Source organism: Pantoea sp. IMH, assembly GCF_000599885.1.
Classification (GTDB): Bacteria; Pseudomonadota; Gammaproteobacteria; order Enterobacterales; family Enterobacteriaceae; genus Erwinia.
The window spans coordinates 730710-748659 of record NZ_JFGT01000006.1; the positions used below are offsets into that span (position 1 = coordinate 730710).

General features: G+C 55.9%; 15 protein-coding genes. 6 read left to right on the plus strand and 9 right to left on the minus strand.

The genetic code is table 11. The features are described 5' to 3' along the window. Window positions 1-15: 15 nt before the first annotated feature. The gene (locus EA20_RS0117745; RefSeq protein WP_024968104.1) at window positions 16-3177 is read left to right on the plus strand and encodes an efflux RND transporter permease subunit; all 3162 of its coding nucleotides are present in this window, start codon (window positions 16-18) and stop codon (window positions 3175-3177) included. Between the two features lie 208 nt (window positions 3178-3385). Here the strand turns inward: EA20_RS0117745 and EA20_RS0117750 are convergent, their stop codons facing one another. Both EA20_RS0117750 and EA20_RS0117755 read right to left on the minus strand, forming a co-directional pair. Continuing rightward, window positions 3386-3868, minus strand: coding sequence for an Rrf2 family transcriptional regulator (locus tag EA20_RS0117750; protein WP_024968105.1), 483 nt, complete (start codon window positions 3866-3868; stop codon window positions 3386-3388). A 371-nt stretch (window positions 3869-4239) separates the two neighbouring features. Next, window positions 4240-4860 carry a glutathione S-transferase family protein gene (locus EA20_RS0117755; RefSeq protein WP_024968106.1) on the minus strand — a complete coding sequence of 207 codons (621 nt, stop codon included), beginning with the start codon at window positions 4858-4860 and terminating at the stop codon, window positions 4240-4242. A gap of 421 nt (window positions 4861-5281) precedes the next feature. On the opposite strand from EA20_RS0117755, the gene EA20_RS0117760 reads away from it, so the two are divergent. Then, the gene (locus EA20_RS0117760; protein ID WP_024968107.1) at window positions 5282-6466 is read left to right on the plus strand and encodes a sugar transporter; all 1185 of its coding nucleotides are present in this window, start codon (window positions 5282-5284) and stop codon (window positions 6464-6466) included. Window positions 6467-6515: 49 nt separating this feature from the next. Here EA20_RS0117760 and rhaM read toward each other — a convergent pair whose 3' ends face one another. Genes rhaM through rhaB form a run of 4 tightly spaced genes read right to left on the minus strand, consistent with a single transcriptional unit; the run spans window position 6516 to window position 10398 of the window. Next, entirely contained in the window at window positions 6516-6830 is a 315-nt protein-coding gene (gene rhaM / locus EA20_RS0117765) for an L-rhamnose mutarotase (protein ID WP_024968108.1), read from the minus strand. Then, window positions 6820-7662 carry a rhamnulose-1-phosphate aldolase gene (rhaD, locus tag EA20_RS0117770; protein WP_024968109.1) on the minus strand — a complete coding sequence of 281 codons (843 nt, stop codon included), beginning with the start codon at window positions 7660-7662 and terminating at the stop codon, window positions 6820-6822. The genes rhaM and rhaD overlap by 11 nt, the downstream gene beginning before the upstream one ends. Window positions 7663-7672: 10 nt before the next feature. After that, on the minus strand, window positions 7673-8929 hold the full coding sequence (locus EA20_RS0117775) for an L-rhamnose isomerase (RefSeq protein ID WP_024968110.1): 1257 nt from the start codon (window positions 8927-8929) through the stop codon (window positions 7673-7675). Next, window positions 8926-10398, minus strand: a complete 1473-nt coding sequence (gene rhaB, locus EA20_RS0117780; protein WP_024968111.1) for a rhamnulokinase — start codon at window positions 10396-10398, stop codon at window positions 8926-8928. Before rhaB ends, EA20_RS0117775 begins: the two co-directional genes overlap by 4 nt. A 298-nt stretch (window positions 10399-10696) precedes the next feature. Between rhaB and rhaS the strand changes: the two genes are divergently transcribed. Both rhaS and rhaR read left to right on the plus strand, forming a co-directional pair. Beyond that, entirely contained in the window at window positions 10697-11524 is an 828-nt protein-coding gene (rhaS, locus tag EA20_RS0117790; RefSeq protein WP_024968112.1) for an HTH-type transcriptional activator RhaS, read from the plus strand. A gap of 8 nt (window positions 11525-11532) precedes the next feature. Beyond that, the gene (gene rhaR, locus EA20_RS0117795) at window positions 11533-12411 is read left to right on the plus strand and encodes an HTH-type transcriptional activator RhaR (RefSeq protein ID WP_152540254.1); all 879 of its coding nucleotides are present in this window, start codon (window positions 11533-11535) and stop codon (window positions 12409-12411) included. A gap of 7 nt (window positions 12412-12418) precedes the next feature. On the opposite strand, the gene rhaT is transcribed toward rhaR, so the two are convergent. Beyond that, complete coding sequence (gene rhaT / locus EA20_RS0117800) at window positions 12419-13453, minus strand: L-rhamnose/proton symporter RhaT (RefSeq protein WP_024968114.1); 1035 nt, start codon at window positions 13451-13453, stop codon at window positions 12419-12421. Window positions 13454-13817: 364 nt separating this feature from the next. Here rhaT and aldA point away from each other — a divergent pair, with 364 nt between their 5' ends. Continuing rightward, complete coding sequence (gene aldA / locus EA20_RS0117805) at window positions 13818-15254, plus strand: aldehyde dehydrogenase (RefSeq protein ID WP_024968115.1); 1437 nt, start codon at window positions 13818-13820, stop codon at window positions 15252-15254. Window positions 15255-15373: 119 nt separating this feature from the next. Here the strand turns inward: aldA and EA20_RS0117810 are convergent, their stop codons facing one another. After that, window positions 15374-16966 carry an ABC transporter substrate-binding protein gene (locus EA20_RS0117810; protein ID WP_024968116.1) on the minus strand — a complete coding sequence of 531 codons (1593 nt, stop codon included), beginning with the start codon at window positions 16964-16966 and terminating at the stop codon, window positions 15374-15376. Between the two features lie 193 nt (window positions 16967-17159). After that, window positions 17160-17588 (minus strand): OsmC family protein, encoded by a 429-nt coding sequence (locus EA20_RS0117815; protein WP_024968117.1) that lies wholly within the window; start codon window positions 17586-17588, stop codon window positions 17160-17162. A 125-nt stretch (window positions 17589-17713) separates the two neighbouring features. Here EA20_RS0117815 and EA20_RS0117820 point away from each other — a divergent pair, with 125 nt between their 5' ends. Continuing rightward, a complete protein-coding gene (locus EA20_RS0117820) occupies window positions 17714-17893 on the plus strand; it encodes a hypothetical protein (RefSeq protein ID WP_024968118.1) in 180 nt (59 codons plus the stop codon). The last annotated feature ends 57 nt before the right edge of the window (window positions 17894-17950 follow it).

Sequence of the window (17950 nt, forward strand, 5' to 3'; positions counted from 1 at the left end):
GTTGCGGAAACTGATATGGATTTTTCCAGATTTTTCATCGACCGACCGATATTCGCAGCCGTATTGTCGATTCTGATCTTTGTCGGCGGGCTGATTGCGATTCCATTGCTGCCCATCAGTGAATACCCGGACGTGGTCCCGCCGAGCGTGCAGGTGCGGGCAGAATATCCCGGCGCTAACCCGAAGGTCATTGCAGAAACCGTGGCGACGCCGCTGGAAGAAGCCATTAACGGCGTCGAGAACATGATGTACATGAAATCGATTGCCGGTTCCGATGGCGTGCTGGTGACTACCGTCACCTTCCGTCCGGGTACCGATCCGGATCAGGCGCAGGTACAAGTGCAAAACCGCGTTGCGCAAGCTGAAGCTCGTCTGCCGGAAGATGTTCGCCGTCAGGGTGTTACCACGCAGAAGCAGTCGCCGACCATGACGCTGGTCGTGCATCTGGACTCCCCTTCAGGCCGTTATGATTCGCTCTACCTGCGAAACTATGCGCAGCTGAAGGTGAAGGATGAGCTGTCGCGTCTGTCGGGTGTGGGTCAGGTGCAGATATTCGGCGCCGGTGAGTACGCAATGCGTATCTGGCTGGACCCGACTAAAGTGGCCGCCCGTGGTATGACCGCTGGCGATGTGGTGACCGCCATTCAGGAACAGAACGTCCAGGTTTCCGCCGGGCAGCTGGGCGCAGAGCCTATGCCCAACAAGAGTGATTTCCTGCTGTCTATCAATGCTCAGGGCCGCCTGACCAGTGAAGAGGAGTTTGGCAACATTATCCTGAAAAGTGGCGAAAATGGACAAATTGTCCGGCTGCGCGACGTGGCGCGTATTGAAATGGGGTCAGGAAGCTATGCGTTGCGTTCTCAGCTGAACAATAAAGATGCGGTAGGAATCGGTGTTTTCCAGGCACCCGGCGCGAACGCTATCGATCTTTCTAACGCCGTCCGGGCGAAAATGGCCGAGCTGGCGACCCGCTTCCCCGATGGCGTGGAGTGGAAGGCGCCTTACGATCCAACCATTTTTGTTCGTGACTCAATAAGCTCCGTACTGCATACGCTGCTGGAAGCGGTTTTGCTGGTCGTGCTGGTGGTGATCCTGTTCCTGCAAACCTGGCGTGCTTCCGTTATTCCCCTGCTGGCGGTCCCTGTCTCGGTGGTCGGCACCTTCTCCGTGCTTTATCTGCTGGGCTTTTCGCTTAACACGTTAAGCCTGTTCGGGCTGGTGCTGGCGATTGGTATCGTGGTGGATGATGCGATTGTCGTGGTGGAAAACGTCGAGCGCAATATTGAAGAAGGACTGGCACCGCGTGCCGCTGCGCATCAGGCGATGCGCGAGGTATCAGGTCCGATTATCGCTATCGCGCTGGTGCTTTGTGCGGTCTTTGTGCCAATGGCCTTCCTCTCTGGCGTAACCGGTCAGTTCTACAAGCAGTTCGCGGTAACCATCGCTATTTCAACCGTGATTTCGGCTGTTAACTCACTGACGCTCTCTCCAGCGTTGGCGGCGTTGCTGCTGAAGCCACACGGCGCGCCGAAAGACCGTCCTACAAGGATTATCGACTCCCTGTTTGGCTGGCTGTTCCGTCCCTTTAACAAGTTCTTTAATAAGAATTCCGAACGCTATCAAAACGGCGTCTCGCGCATCCTTAAGCGTCGCGGTACGGTGTTTGGCGTCTATGTTCTGCTGTTGATTGGCGCCGGCGTGATGTTTAAAGCCGTTCCCGCTGGGTTTATTCCCACTCAGGACAAGCTCTACCTGATCGGCGGCGTGAAGATGCCGGAAGGGTCGTCGCTGGAGCGCACCGATAAAGTGATCCGGCAGATGAGCGATATTGCACTACACACCGAAGGCGTGGCCGATGCGGTAGCCTTTCCTGGGCTGAACGCGTTGCAGTTCACTAATACGCCTAATACCGGCACGGTATTCTTCGCGCTGAAACCGCTGGACCAGCGTACGCGGACTGCGGCGGAAATTAACGCCGAGATCAACGCTAAGCTGGCGTCGATTCAGGAAGGGTTCACTTTCTCGATTATGCCACCGCCAATTTTAGGGCTGGGCCAGGGCGCGGGCTATTCACTTTATATTCAGGATCGCGCTGGTCTGGGATATGGCGCATTACAGGAAGCTGCCAATGCGATGGCGGGCACCATTATGCAAACGCCGGGGCTGCACTTCCCTATTTCCACCTATCAGGCTAACGTGCCGCAGCTGGACGCGCAGGTTGACCGCGATAAAGCTAAAGCGCAGGGCGTGGCGTTAACCGATCTGTTTGGCACGTTACAAACTTATCTGGGATCGTCATATGTTAATGACTTCAACCGCTTTGGCCGGACCTGGAAAGTTTATGCGCAGGCTGACGGCCAGTTTCGGGACAGCATTGAAGATATTGCCAACCTGCGCACCCGGAATGCGGCCGGAGAAATGGTACCGATCGGCAGCATGGTGCATATCGGTACCACTTATGGACCGGATCCGGTCATCCGCTACAACGGTTTCCCGGCGGCTGACCTGATTGGCGATGCCGACCCGCGAATCCTTTCCTCGGCGGAAGCAATGCAGGCGGTACAAGGCATCGCTGACCAGATCCTGCCAAACGGTATGAATATCCAGTGGACTGACCTGAGCTATCAGCAATCAACGCAGGGCAACGCGGCGATCATCGTCTTCCCGGTGGCTGTACTGCTGGCCTTCCTGGTTCTGGCGGCGCTTTATGAAAGCTGGACGCTGCCGCTGGCGGTGATCCTGATTGTGCCGATGACCCTGCTCTCCGCACTGTTTGGCGTCTGGCTGACCGGAGGCGATAACAACGTGTTTGTGCAGGTGGGACTGGTCGTGCTGATGGGCCTGGCCTGTAAGAACGCCATCCTGATCGTTGAGTTTGCCCGCGAGCTGGAGATGCAGGGCCGCACGATTGTGCAGGCTGCGCTGGAATCCTGCCGCCTGCGTCTGCGCCCGATTGTTATGACTTCTATCGCCTTTATCGCCGGCACTGTTCCGCTGATGCTGGGCCACGGCGCCGGCGCTGAAGTCCGCACCGTAACCGGCATCACCGTATTTGCCGGGATGCTGGGCGTGACGCTGTTCGGGTTGTTCCTGACGCCGGTCTTCTATGTCGCCCTGCGTAAGCTGGTGCACAAGGAGGAGCCTCTCGTCGGGAGTAAACCTGCCTTTGAAGAGTGAGGGTAGAAGGCCGCGAGGTTAACCGAGGTAAAGATTGAGATAATCAGAAAATGGGAAGCGGTTTGCTTCCCCTTTTTTTGTATCTCAGTCCCTGTCGTTATAGCCTTCCCGGTAAAGGGCTAGCGCCGTGGTACGTTTCAAAAAAATAGCGGATCAAAAAAGGGCGGACAACGTTGCGTTGACCGCCCTTTCGTCGGAATAAGCAGAGTTAAGAATCTGCCTCTTCGCGCGCTAATAATGCCTCGCAGCTGCCTTCCGGATTACGGCGGTCACGCTCGTAAATCTCAGTCAGCGCATCCGCTACCGTACGTTTGGCCAGCACGTTGAGCGAAGCCTGCTCTGCTTCACGCGCCAGCTCCTTAAAGAACCAGCAGGTATTGGCGCTCACCAGGCAGCGGGCCGGCACTTCCGGACGCCCTGCCAGCAGCGGCTTATCTTCCAGTACCGAAAGATAAATATCACACAATGTGATCTCTTCGGCCGGACGGCCCAGGCGAATAGTGCCGGTGCGGCCAAGCGTGGAGACAATAATGCCATCGCGGGTCAGCGGCACCATCATCTTGCGGACGAAGCTGGGATTGGCCTCAAGGCCCATTGCCAGAATTTTGCTGGTGCTGCGTTTACCTTCCCGCTCCGCCTGGGCCACGCTGAGCACCATGTGTAAGGCTGTAGGAAAACGAATATCAAGCATGTTCAGATCCTTGCTTTTAGCTGTGCATCACCGTTTGAGCGGTGCTCTTAAAAAGCCTTGAAAATCAGTCAACTAAGAAAAATAGCGTTCGGTTAATATAACAAATATTGTTACTTTTTAGAAGATCCGGCTTAAGCGATTACTGCTATTCCCTTTATCACTATGAAAAATATGGGATTATGGCAATGCGTCACAGACTGTTATGAAACAGTTAAGTTTTGCACGTTGGCGGACGTTATCCGCAATAGCGACATTTTTTGCCGTATATTGTGCTTAACCAGGCCTGCTGCCGACCTCATCAAACCATCACCGGACAATAAGCGCCTGAATGAGCGATTCGTAAGCGTTTACTGCTGCCCTGAAAAGTATAATTAGAGCAAAAGATGATTAGCCCGGAGCACCCTTTCAAGCTCCGGACGCGCTCTGACATTCTCCGCAATGCGGGTAATTCGCGGCGCATGCTGGTGGAACCACGCCTGGCGCGGTTTCCAGCTGACCAGAACGGGAAAATAGGCGTCAAGCAGGCTTATCTGCTCGCCAAACCAGAAAGGCCCTTCACCCGCCTGCGCTTCCAGCCAGAGGTAGAGATGCTCGCGATGGCGATCGGTTGATGCCGTCAACTCGTCAGGGGAGTGATTCACCCAGCGTTGCGGATAATCACCGTAGGTTAGCGTGGCGTAAACGTTAGACACCAGCCAGATAAGTAACCGGTAAAACTGCGCGCGCTGTGTCGTCCCGGCGGCAGGCGCGAGATGGGGATTTTCATCCAGCAGCACCAGCGCGATAGCCGCACTCTCGGTCAGTACAGTCCCATCGTCGCGTACCAGCGTCGGCACCTGACAAAGTGGGTTCAGGGCGATCAGCCTGTCGCGGGCGGGGCCGGGACGATCGAAACCTTCCACGTCGATAAGCTGGTAAGCCTCCCCGGCCAGGGTAAACATGATCTCACTGATGGCCGAGCCCCAACCCGGCGCGCCATATAACTTTTGCATACTCACCTCGCGTCAATACCGGTAACGGACCGGATTGTATTAAGCCTGGCCGCTGTTGCGGAAACCGCCAGCAGCTGTTGAAGATACAACTTGCAAGGCTCATCTGCCGCAAGGTACCGGTTTGCCCTGCTCTCCGGGCCTAAAGTAAAGATAAGTGCCGTGAATCAGGATCGCGGTACAGGCTGATAATGCAGGCCAGCGGCTTGACCTCAAGCCCAACAGGCGAGGCTTTATCCCTTCGTACGCCGCTGATTATCTTTTTTTAACAAAGACCGCCTGTCTCGACCGGCGGTCCATGATCCTGTTTACAAAAAAGAAAATATTTTCATGTCATCAGCCTGATAAATAAAAGACAATATGTATCAGTCTTCTAATTTCGCCCGGGCGAAATTAACCTTTAATCAACAATCAGTTAATATCAATGCAATCTAATAACGTTTCACGCAGAACGGCCTGGCTACGCGTCATTATGTTAGCCATCGCCGCCTTTATTTTTAACACCACTGAATTTGCACCGGTCGGCCTGCTTTCCGATATTGCCGCCAGTTTTTCGATGAAAACGGCCCAGGTCGGGTTGATGCTGACGATCTATGCCTGGGTGGTGGCATTGATGTCACTGCCGATGATGTTACTGACGCGTGAGGTCGAACGGCGTTTCCTGCTGATTGCGATCTTTTTGCTGTTCGTTGGCAGTCATATCCTCTCCACCTTTGCCTGGAGCTTTAACGTTCTGGTGATTTCCCGTATCGGAATAGCGCTGTCGCACGCCATATTCTGGTCGATCACCGCATCGCTGGCGATCCGTGTTGCGCCAGCCGGCAAAAAGACCCAGGCGCTGAGCATGCTGGCCACCGGTACCGCGCTGGCGATGGTGCTTGGTCTGCCTGTGGGTCGCCTGATTGGCCAGTACCTTGGCTGGCGAATGACCTTTGGCATTATCGGCGCCGTGGCGCTGGTAACCCTGATCTGCCTGGCCAGACTGTTGCCAAAGCTGCCGAGCGAACACAGCGGCTCGCTGAAAAGCGTCCCGATGTTATTCAGACGTCCGGCGCTGGTGTCGCTCTATATACTGATTGCCGTAGTGGTAACCGCCCATTACACCGCCTACAGCTATATTGAACCCTTTATTCAGAGCGTTGCCGCAATGGGCGATAATTTCACCACTTTCCTGCTGCTGATATTTGGCGCAGCGGGCATTATCGGCAGCCTGTTATTCAGCGCGCTGGGAAATAAGTTTCCGGCAACGTTTTTGCTGGCGGCTATCGCCTTAATTTCAGTCAGTATGCTGACGTTATTTCTGGCGGCAACGCACAGCGTGGCTATTTCGGTGCTCTGTATTATCTGGGGCATGTCGATGATGATTATCGGTCTGGCAGTGCAGGTACGCGTGCTGGCCCTGGCCCCCGACGCCACGGATGTCGCGATGTCGCTGATGTCAGGGATCTATAACCTGGGCATTGGCGGCGGCGCGCTGTTGGGGAATCAGGTGAGTCTGCATCTGCATATGGAGAATATCGGCTATGCCGGTGGCCTCATCGGGCTGTTTTCACTCGCCTGGTGCGCCTGGAGTATGCGGCGCTATCCACAGCTGCGGATCAACGGCTAAAGAAAAAGGGCTGAGTGCGGATGCGCTCAGCCCTGCGTGTGGGTGACCTCTATTGCAGATAGAAGACCGGCAGCAGCTCCTCGCTGATTGGGCTGCAATCCTCATTTGACGGCATCAGCTCACACATTGAACGCCACCAGCGCTGGCAGACTTCTGTTTCCGCTACCGCATTCCAGCGAGCTTCCGATTCAATCTCCACCACAGCAAACAACAGGTTTCGCTGTTTATCCAGGAAGATGCTGTAGTGGTGCGCGCCGTGTGCCTTGAGCGTTTCCGCCAGCTCCGGCCAGATCGGATTGTGACGTTGCTGATACTCTTCGTGCCGATCGGGATGGACCTGCATCACAAAGGCTTTACGCAACATGAGAATGTCTCGCCTCCAGCGCCGCCTGCCAGGGTTTAACGCCAAAACGTGCGCCCAGCGCAATCAGCTCCTGGGTGGTGATACTTTGCCGCATACCGCCCATCGAGATCACTTTCACCACCACCTCTGAAGATTTCTCAGCGGTGTCAATCAGCCCGAAGGTCTCATCAAGGGTCGGTCCGGCGCCAAAGATACCGTGAAACGGCCACATCACCAGACTGTGTGACGCCATCTGCTCTGCGGTCTTTTCACCAATGCCGTCGGTACCAGGTACCATCCAGGGAACGATGCCGACGCCATCCGGGAAGACCACCAGACATTCGGTACTCCCTTCCCACAGCAGCCGGGTAAAGCTGGCAGAATCAAGATCCACCACATAACTCAGCGACATAAAGTTGGTGGCATGGCAGTGCATGATCACCCTGTCAGCGCCGTTAGTGACTTTCATACGCACGCTGTGCGACTGAAAATGGGAAGCCAGCTCGGAGGTTGGCAGGCCGCCGTTGATCAGCCCCCAGTAAATGCTGTAGGCGCGCCCGTCCCCACTGACGCGCAGCAGGACCAGACTGTCGGCCGGATCGAGCGGCACGTTGCGGAAAAATTTGCCGGAACCGGTAACCAGAAACCAGCATCCCGCCAGGGCGGGCGCAGGCTGAGTAAGCTCAACCGTACGGGGCTCGGGATAAAAATCCGCAGCGTAAGGCTGAACTTCCTCTTCCAGCAGGCGCAGGCTGACGTTGCCGCCGTTACGCTCATCCCAGCCTTTCAGCCACATATCGCCGGTCGCTTTTACCATTCCCTGGACGAACCATGAATTCAGAATCTGTTGCATGAAGTGTTCCTTAACGTTGGCTGAGTGTGGTTTGTTCATAGTCACGGACGTCGCTTAGCCAGTCAGCGCCCGTAGGCACTTCGTTGCGCAGGCACCAGGCATCCCAGACCGCCTGCCACGGCAGCGATTTTTGCTCTTCCAGCAGCGCCAGCCTGGCGGTGTAATCCCCTTCTCGCTCCAGGGCCTGCAGCTGTTCTACCGGCTCCAGCAGCGCACGCAGCAGCGCCTTTTTGGTATTACGCGTGCCGATAACCCAGGCCGCGATGCGGTTAATGGAGGCGTCAAAGAAGTCGAGACCGATATGGACCTTGTCAAACAGACGCTGCCGCACGATTTCGCTGGCGATCGCCTGGGTTTCATCGTCCAGCAGCACAACGTGATCGCTGTCCCAGCGCACCGGACGGCTGACGTGCAGCAGCAGACGCGGCACATAAAGCATGGCGGTGGAGATTTTATCCGAAATAACTTCCGTGGGATGGAAGTGGCCTGCATCCAGCGTCAGCGCGGTCTGGCGGCTGGCGGCGTAGCCCAGGCAGAACTCATTTGAACCGACCGTATAGCTTTCCGCGCCGATACCAAACAGCTTACTTTCCACCGCATCGATATGATGTGCGGGATTCAGCTTCTCACTGATAATCTCATCCAGCGACTGCATCAGGCGCTGGCGAGGCCCGAAACGATCCACGGTGACATCTTTCATGCCGTCCGGCACCCAGATGTTCATCATCGAAGGGGTACCCAGCTGCTCGCCAAACGAGGCGGAAATTTTACGGCTGGCTTTGCAGTGCTCAATCCAGAACTGACGGATTTCCGGGTTGGTGTGCGCCAGCGTAAAGCCATCGGCGCTCAGCGGATGGGAAAAACAGGTCGGGTTAAAATCAAGTCCGATGGCGTTCGCTTTCGCCCATGCCACCCAGTTAGCGAAATGCTCAGGCCGGATTTCGTTACGTTCTACCGGGGAATCACTTTCCAGATAAATAGCGTGCAGGTTCAGGCGCTTTGGCCCTGGGATCAGCGACATGGCCTTATCCAGATCCGCGCGAAGTTCAGCGGCCGAGCGCGCTTTCCCCGGATAATTGCCGGTCGCCTGAATACCGCCGGTCAGCGTTCCCTCCGGGTTTTCAAATCCCCGGACATCATCACCCTGCCAGCAGTGCATAGAAACGGGCAGTTTATCCATTTGCGCCATAGCGGCTTTAACATCAATACCGATTTCAGCATAACGCTGAGTGGCGAGTTCAAACGCCTGTTCAATTGCGCGTGTCATAGGCAGAGCTCCTTAACCGTGTGTGTCAGTGACTTGAACGTCGCCCAGTGCTGGCGGTAAACGTCACTGGCGTGAGGGGTAAATGTTTTGAGATGGAAATTTTGTTTAATCAGCTGGCGGAAATGCGGCACGTCCTGCACCGCGCCAGCCGCGATCAGCTGGCTACCGATATTGCCCAGCGTCGAGGCCTCCACCGGCCCGGCGATAACCGGAATACCGCAGGCATCGGCACAGAGCTGATTCAGCAGCGGGTTCTGACAGCCGCCGCCAACGATGTGCAGCCAGCTGAATGCGGCACCGCGCACCGCTTCCAGTTCATGAAGAACCTGCCGGTAATAGAGCGCCAGGCTGTCAAAAATCGTGCGGGCAAGCGACGCGGCATCGACAGGCGCAGGCATTCCCTGCTCCACGCAGGCATTCTGAATTTCACAGACCATACTGGCCGGATTGATAAAGCGGTCATCGTTGGGGTTAATCAGCGAGCGACAGGCTGGCTGAGCCGCTGCCTGTTCCACCAGCGAAGCCAGATCACCAAGATTGAGTTCCGCGCATACGCGCTGTAGCAGCCAGAGCCCCATAATATTTTTCAGCACCCGGTAGCGCCCTTCTGCGCCGCCCTCGTTAGTGACGTTTGCCGCCAGCGCCGCGTTATCGGTATAAGGCACCAGGCTTTCAAACCCCATCAGAGACCAGGTGCCTGAACTGAGCCAGGCCGCATTGGTGCCGGCGACGGGAGCAGCAATCACCGCGCTGGCCGTATCGTGCGTGGCCACGGCAATGACCGGCACCGCGTTGTCCGGGGCGCTCATCCAGTTGCCCACCACCGTGCCTGGAAGCGAGGTTGGGCCAAACCACTCGGGATCGGCACCCGCCCACGCCAGCAGTCTGTTGTCCCACTCACCGCTCTGGATATTAAGCAGCTGGGTTGTGGTGGCGTTGGTATATTCCCAGTTCAGCTTGCCGGTCAGGCGGAAATGAAAATAATCGGGGATTAATAAGGCGTGACGGACTGTATCCAGCGATGTCGACTGACTTTCGCATAACGCCCGGAGCTGATAGAGCGTGTTGAATGGCAGAAACTGAATACCAGTCCTCTGATAAATCGCTTCTTTACCCAGTTCCTGCTGCGCCCGGCCCATCACGCCTCTGGTGCGATCGTCGCGATAGGAAACCGGCAGCCCGACACGTTCGCCCTGCGCAGTTAACAGGACGTAATCGACGCCCCAGGTATCGATGCCGATACTGTCCGGGACAACATTCTGCAGGGCCAGCTTTTCCAGTGAGCTAAAAATAAAGGCTTCCAGCGCATCGAGATCCCAGCACTGATGTCCGTCAACGGTTATCAGCTGATTTACGCAGCGCGCGATCTCCTCAAGCGAGAGTTCGCCAGTTTCTGTGTTAAAGCGCGCCAGCATCACCCGGCCGCTGGAGGCGCCCAGGTCAACGGCAACACAATTTCGTAAGCTCATGGTCGTGGCTTCCTGTCAGTACGGTAAGCACAGTCTAAAAGGCCGTCATTCTGGCACCTTCCCACCACTGCCAGGCCACCAGACGGCCTGGCAGCCTGGCAAAGATGAACGTGAATCAGCTCACAGTTTTGCCTTTCCCCACGGCGGGCAGCGGATGTGACACGACGCGCACTTCTGAGCACCCGTAGGCAGTTTCTTGAAAAATGGGCCTTTTTGCGCCCGATTCATGTCGAAAATTGAAGGCTGGTTTACGCTTCCCGGCGGTAGACTCGTCACAAACCAGCAAAGAGGACGAAACATGACCGTGTTACATAGCGCAGATTTCTTCCCGGGCGGTGGCCTGCCGGTTGCGATTGAATCCCGGGCCCCACAGGGCGCTTTTCCCGAGCACCATCACGACGATTTTCACGAGATTGTGATAGTTGAACAGGGCGCGGGGATCCACGTTTTCAACGGCGAGCCTCAACCCCTGTGCGGCGGCTGTGTCTGTTTTGTACGCGACCACGATCGCCATCTTTATGAGAAGACCGACCAGCTCATTCTGACCAACGTGCTCTATCGCGGGCCAGAAGCGTTTCGCTTTATCACGGGCTTCCATCATCTTCTGCCTCAGGAGCAGGCGGGCAGCTACCCTTCCCACTGGCGCATCAGCAGTAAGGTGCTCGGCCAGGTCAAAAATCTCATTCAGGCGCTGGAAGTGCCGGCCTCCCCGGCCTGCATGGACAGTTGTGCACAGCAGGAGATGACATTCATGCAGTTACTGATGCTGTTGCGTAAAGGGTGTCGCGAAGCGGCCAGCGACGATCAGGATGGCCGTCTGCGGCAGCTGCTGGACTGGCTCTCCGATCACTACAGTGAGGAGGTGGACTGGGAATCCCTGGCCGAAAAATTCTCGCTGTCGCTGCGCACCCTGCACCGCCAGCTGAAACAGCAGACCGGCAGTACGCCGCAGCGCTACCTTAATCAGCTCAGGCTGTTGCAGGCGCGTCATCTGCTGCGCCATAGCGAGATGCGCATTACCGATATCGCTTTTCAGTGCGGATTTGGTGACAGCAATCACTTTTCCACGCTCTTTAAGCGCGAGTTTGGCACTTCTCCGCGTACCATCAGGCAAAATGACCTGTGAGGTAAGCCGTGATCCAACCCCTGCGCCTGGCAAGAGCCGACTATTTCCCCTCAGACCTGATGCCGGTCGCCGTTGCCGACCGCGCCCCCCAGTCCTCGTTTCCGCCACACGTTCACGAGTTCAGCGAGCTGGTGATTGTCTGGCGCGGAAACGGCCTGCATGTGATGAACGAGCGCCCCTGGGTTATCACTTGTGGCGATCTGTTTTACCTCCGGCCGGAGGATTGTCACAGCTATGAGTCGGTCAACGATCTGGTGCTGGATAATATTATTTACTGTCCTGAGCGCTTTACGCTGGAGATGAGCTGGCAGCAGTTTATTCCGCCGGACGATCAGCACAGCTGGCGGCTCACTACCCGGGGGCTAGCGCTGGCGCGTGGGGTGATTCAGCAGTTAAGTCAGGAGAGTCGCAAGAGCGACCGGCTTTCCTGTCAGCTGACCGAGGCGCTGTTTTTACAGCTGATACTGATCCTTCAGCGTCATCGCTATATGACCAATTGTGCCTGGCAGCTTCCCGAAGGTGAGCAGATGGATTTGCTGATGTCGGCGATCCAGGGACAGTTGGCCGCCCCTTTTGACCTCAGTGCGTTCTGCGAACAGCATCAGCTCTCCGAACGCGCCCTGAAGCATCTGTTTCGACAGCAGACGGGGATGACGCCTGGCCATTATGTGCGTCAGCTTCAGCTCTGTCGGGCAAAATATCTGCTGCGCAGCAGCGACTGCCTGATTGGCGAAGTGGCGGCCCGCTGCGGCTTTGACGACAGCAATTACTTTTCGGTGGTGTTCACCCGCGAAAGCGGTATAACGCCAAGCGCATTCCGCCAGCAGTTTGTGCATGCCGGATCGCGAAAACATGCAACCCGGCATGAAGGTGAAGTGAAGGGGTAAACCGCACTCAGGACATCATGCCCATGCCAACAATATTTGCCGCAAGAATAATCACGATGCAGCCGCCGCAGAGGACGCCAACCGGGCGGCGCCCCACATTTTTCCACTCCTTCAGCACCAGACCAACCAGTCCGCCGCACAATACGTAGAAGCTCATATGCAGCATCCAGCTGATGAAGTCATACTGCGCCGGGATGCGGGCGTGTCCCCAGGCGTAGAAGAAGAATTGCAGATACCACATCGTGCCGCCGAGGACGGAGAGCAGTACATTACTGATAAGCAGCGTTTTCACGACTGAGAAATCGGCCTTAACCGACAGGCTGGACTGGGTCGCCAGCCGGTAAAAACAGAATCCCAGATTGATCACTGCCCCACCGCCCATGATCACCACATAGCTCGGCAGCGCAACGTAGAGCGGATCGATGCCCAGCGCCGCCGCCGCCTCATGCATCGGTTTTGCAGCATCCATCGCAAAAGACATGCCCGCCGAAAAAACGCCACAGAGCACTGCCAGCATTAGCCCTTTCTTAAGATTGAACTCTTCAGCGGTGATCCCCATCGCCCGCTCTTTCATCAGACCAGCCCGGGAGACGATGGCGACGCCAATCAGGGCGACCAGCACCCCCAGCAGCGTGAGTCGTCCACCCGCTGAACTGAAAAGTTCCACGAAACGCCCCTGAAGTAGTGGCGTCATCAGCGTGCCGACCACCAGCGTGATACCGATGGCGATGCCTATTCCCATCGACATGCCCAGATAACGCATCGTCAGACCGTAGTTGATATTCCCGATGCCCCACATCGCGCCAAACAAAAATACCGGCGTCAGTTGCGCAATCGAAAAGCTGCTGTAGTAAGCCCAGAAGTTGGGCAGCAGCACCGCGCTGACGGCCCAGGGCAGAATGATCCATGACATCACGCCGCCCACAGACCACATGGTCTCCCATGACCAGTTACGCACTTTTTTAAACGGCGCGTAGAAGCAGGCAGCGCTTGCGGCGCCCACCAGATGCCAGAGTATGCCGGACAAGATAGCTTCACTCATGATTCTGTTCCTTCGTTGGGGGTAAAATTCCCGGAAGGAAGGAGTCTACGGAGGATCGCAGCACCGCCACCTTAGGCTGGCTGCCCGGCCCCCCCGCAGACTGGCAAAATACAGCGCCTTCTGCCCTCTGCGATCACACTTCACTACTCTGAATGTTTCCCCTTAACACAAATCGAAATCCGCACTGTGATTTGCTTTTAAATTCATTAATTACCGCTGTTGTCCCCCACTTCTTCTTTTCCCTGCCAGCTTTCTGAGATGACTGGCAGCGACAGAAAGGTCATTTGGCCGGGGACAGGCGACTATTTTTCGATGCAACATTTGCTTAACCACCCTATAAAAAAACGTTCACGGAGAATACGCCATGTCTGTCACACAACATCGCCATTACATTAACGGGCAGTTTGTCGAAAATCGCAGCGATCGCTGGATTGAGGTGATCAATCCTGCTACCGGCGCGCTGCTCTCCCGCATTCCTGAAGGCGAGCGCGAGGATGCTGGCCGGGCCGTAGATGCCGCCGAAGCCGCACAGCCGGGCTGGGAAGCACTTCCTGCCGTGGAGCGCGGTCAGTGGCTGCATAAGATCGCCACTGAGATCCGCCGTCGTGAACCTGAGATTGCGGCCACGATCGTCGCCGAAGGCGGCAAAACGCAGCAGCTGGCGCAGACTGAAGTGCTGTTTACCGCCGACTATCTTGACTATATGGCCGAATGGGCGCGCCGCTATGAAGGAGAAATCCTGCAAAGCGACCGCCAGGATGAAACGATCCTGGTGTTCAAAAAGGCGATTGGCGTGACGGCAGGCATTCTGCCCTGGAACTTTCCTTTCTTTCTGATTGCCCGCAAAGCTGCACCCGCGCTGGTGACAGGCAATACCATCGTGATTAAACCGAGCGAACTGACGCCGAATAACGCGATGCTGTTTGCCGACATCGTCAACGAACTCGGCCTGCCGCCGGGCGTTTTCAATCTGGTGACCGGATACGGTCCACAGGTCGGTCAGGCGCTGGCCGAAAATCCTAAAGTTGGCTTGCTCAGCCTGACGGGCAGCGTCAATGCGGGAATAGCTACCCTCAAAGCGGCGGCGGATAACATCACAAAAGTGTCGCTGGAACTGGGCGGTAAGGCGCCAGCCATCGTGATGAACGATGCGGATCTGGACCTGGCGGTAAAAGCGATTGTCAGCTCACGCATGATCAATACCGGGCAAGTATGTAACTGTGCGGAGCGGTTATACGTGCAGGCTGGCGTCTATGATGAGATGGTGAAACGGCTTGAAGTGGCATTCGGGGCGGTCACCAGCGGCGATCCGGCCAGCCGCGACGATATTGATATGGGACCGTTGATTTCCGCTGAGGCGCTGACGCGCATGGAACAAAAAGTCGCCAGATCGCTGGAACAGGGTGCCACGCTGGTCTGCGGCGGGAAACGCAGCGGCGACAGCGGTTTCTTTTTCGAGCCCACGCTGCTGACTGACGTGCGTCAGGAGATGGATATCATGCGGGAAGAGACGTTCGGGCCGGTATTGCCGGTAATGAAATTTGACACGCTGGAGGAAGCGATTGCGCTCGCCAATGACAGCGAATATGGGCTTACCTCTTCTCTCTATACCCGCGACCTGATTACCACACTGCGTGCGTTAAAGCAGCTGAAATGCGGTGAAACCTACGTCAACCGGGAGAACTTCGAGGCGATGCAGGGATTCCACGCCGGCTGGCGTAAATCCGGCATCGGTGGCGCCGATGGTCGCCATGGACTGGAGGAGTACCTCCAAACGCATGTGGCCTATTTGCAGTATTGATAAGCCGTGACATGCCCTGCCGTTCCGGGGCCGGTCTGTCACGGCGGGCAACTTCGCGGTGACAAGAGCAACGGTGACCTGGCTGAAAAAGCCCGCTGGATAGCCAGCGGGCCTGATGATTACTTGATATCTACCTGATAGAAAATATGCTTGCCGAACGGGTCAATTTCGTAGCCGCTGACTTCTTTTCTTACCGGCTCGAAAATGGTTGAGTGGGCAATCATTACCGCCGGTGCCTGCTCATGCATAATCTCCTGAGCCTGCTGATAGAGCTGGATGCGTTTATTATGATCCTGCTCTGCGCGGGCCTCAGTGATCACCGTCTCGAACGGCTTATAGCACCATTTCGACGAGTTGGAGCCGCCGTTGGCGGAGGTGCAGCTGAACAGCGGGCCGAAGAAGTTATCCGGATCGCCGGTCGCGGTCGTCCAGCCCATCAGCGCCGCCTGATGCTCGCCGCCTTTCACCCGCTTGAGATACTCCCCCCATTCGAAGCTGACGATATTGGCTTTCACCCCTACTTTCGCCCAGTCGGCCTGGATCATTTCGGCCATGCGGCGGGCGTTCGGGTTATAAGGTCGCTGTACCGGCATCGCCCAGAGGTCGATAGCAGTGCCGGGCGCGATACCCGCTTCTTTCAGCAGCGCTTTGGCTTTTTCCGGATCGTAGTCGTAATCTTGCAGATCTTTTGCCGCGCTCCAGACGCCAGGCGGCAGCAGATTTTTCGCCACGGTGCCGGTTCCCTGGAAAACAGCTTCAATGATTGCCGGTTTATTGATCGCCATGGTCAGCGCCTGACGCACTTTTACGTTATCCAGCGGCGCTTTCTGGGTGTTGAAAGCCAGAAAGCCGGTGTTGAGTCCGGCCTTCTGCATCAGCGTGATATCTTTATTCTCCTGCATCCGCTTCAGATCTGCCGGATTCGGAAAAGGCATTACCTGACACTCGTTTTTTTCCAGCTTGGCATAACGTACTGAAGCATCCGGCGTGATTGAGAAGACCAGCCTGTCGAGTTTCGCTTTTCCCTGCCAGTAGTCGGGGAAGGCGCGATAGAGAATGCGGGAATCTTTCTGATATTTCGCCAGCATGAAGGGACCAGTGCCGATCGGGTCCTGATCCACTTTTTCCGGCGTACCCGCTTTCAGCATCACATCCGCATATTCGGCGGAAAGTATGGAGGCGAAATACCAGCCCAGATCGGCCAGGAATGGCGCTTCTGCGTGGGACAGCGTAAAGCGGACCGTGTTGTCATCTACTTTATCAATACGCTGAATTAGCGAACCGAACTCCAGGCTTTCAAAGTTGGCGTAGGTGCCGCTGGAGACATTGTGATAGGGGTTATTCTTATCCTTCTGGCGCATAAAGGAGAAGATAACGTCATCGGCATTGAAATCCCGCGTCGGTTTGAACGCGCTGTTACTATGAAACTTCACGCCCTTGCGCAGATGAAAGGTATAAACCTTACCATCTTCACTTATCTCCCAGCGCTCTGCGAGGCTTGGAATCAGTTCGGTGGTCCCCAGTTTGAAATCCACCAGCCGGTTATAGATAGGTACGGCACTCGCATCAACGCTGGTGCCAGAAGTGTAAAGTTGCGGATTGAAGTTTTCTGGCGACCCTTCTGAGCAGAACACCAGCGTTTTTGCCGCTGCCCCAGAGGCAACCGCCAGCGTCAGTGCGGCTATGGTCGTTCTCAGTACTGATTTTCTCATCTCCGTCCTCGCGTTATCGTTGTTTTATGTCTGTCCAGACAGTAACAATCTAAACGCGATCGATACGGGTAGCCAGAAAAACAGCCACATTGAGCTATCGTTTTTTCTTATTATTCAGGGAATTGCTGGGTAACGCACAGAAAAAGGCGAAAGTCGCCCCGCCCTGACGGGCGGGGGAGGAAACTGGCGGGGATCAGTTAAGCGTATAGTCGAGAGAGATATCGGCATTGACCAGTTGTGAAACCGGGCAGCCCTCTTTCGCCTGATTGATAATTTTATCAAAGGCGCCGTCCTCAATGCCTGGCAGTTTGACCTGGCACTTCAGCGCGATGGCATCAATTTTAAAGCCGTCGCCCGATTTCACCAGCGACACATCCGCTTCGGTATCGATACTTTCCGGCACATAGCCTTCATTGCCCAGCATCAGCGAGAGCGCCATTGAAAAACAGGCCGCATGCGCCGCGCCGATCAGTTCTTCAGGGTTGGTGCCTGGCTTACCTTCAAAACGGGTGTTAAAGCCATAAGGCTGTGCTTTCAGCGCACCGCTTTCGGTGGTGATTGTGCCTTTACCCTGCTTGATATCACCTTCCCAGTGAGCCTGCCCTTTCTTATGAATGGTCATGTTTGTCCTCCCGTTTGTTTATCATAGGTATTCAGTATAGTGACTTCTCAGCGCTTCGCCGGAGAAAGGCTTGCAATTGCTCACCCTGTGACCGTTAATAGGAATACACTCACGAGGAGAAAGCGATGTTTAAACAAGACGATGTAGTGCAGTCAAAAACCGGCGGGCCGAAAATGGTGGTACTGCAGGTGAAGGATGAGATGCTGTTTTGTGCCCGGGTAGACGATCCTGATAAAAAGGAAATCGAGGTGCCGGCGGCGTCGGTCAATCTCTATCATGAAGATGGCGATTTTGGCGTCTGCTGAAACCCGTCCCCCACGCTACACGCTCAAATAATAATAAACACCCTCAGGACAGACCAC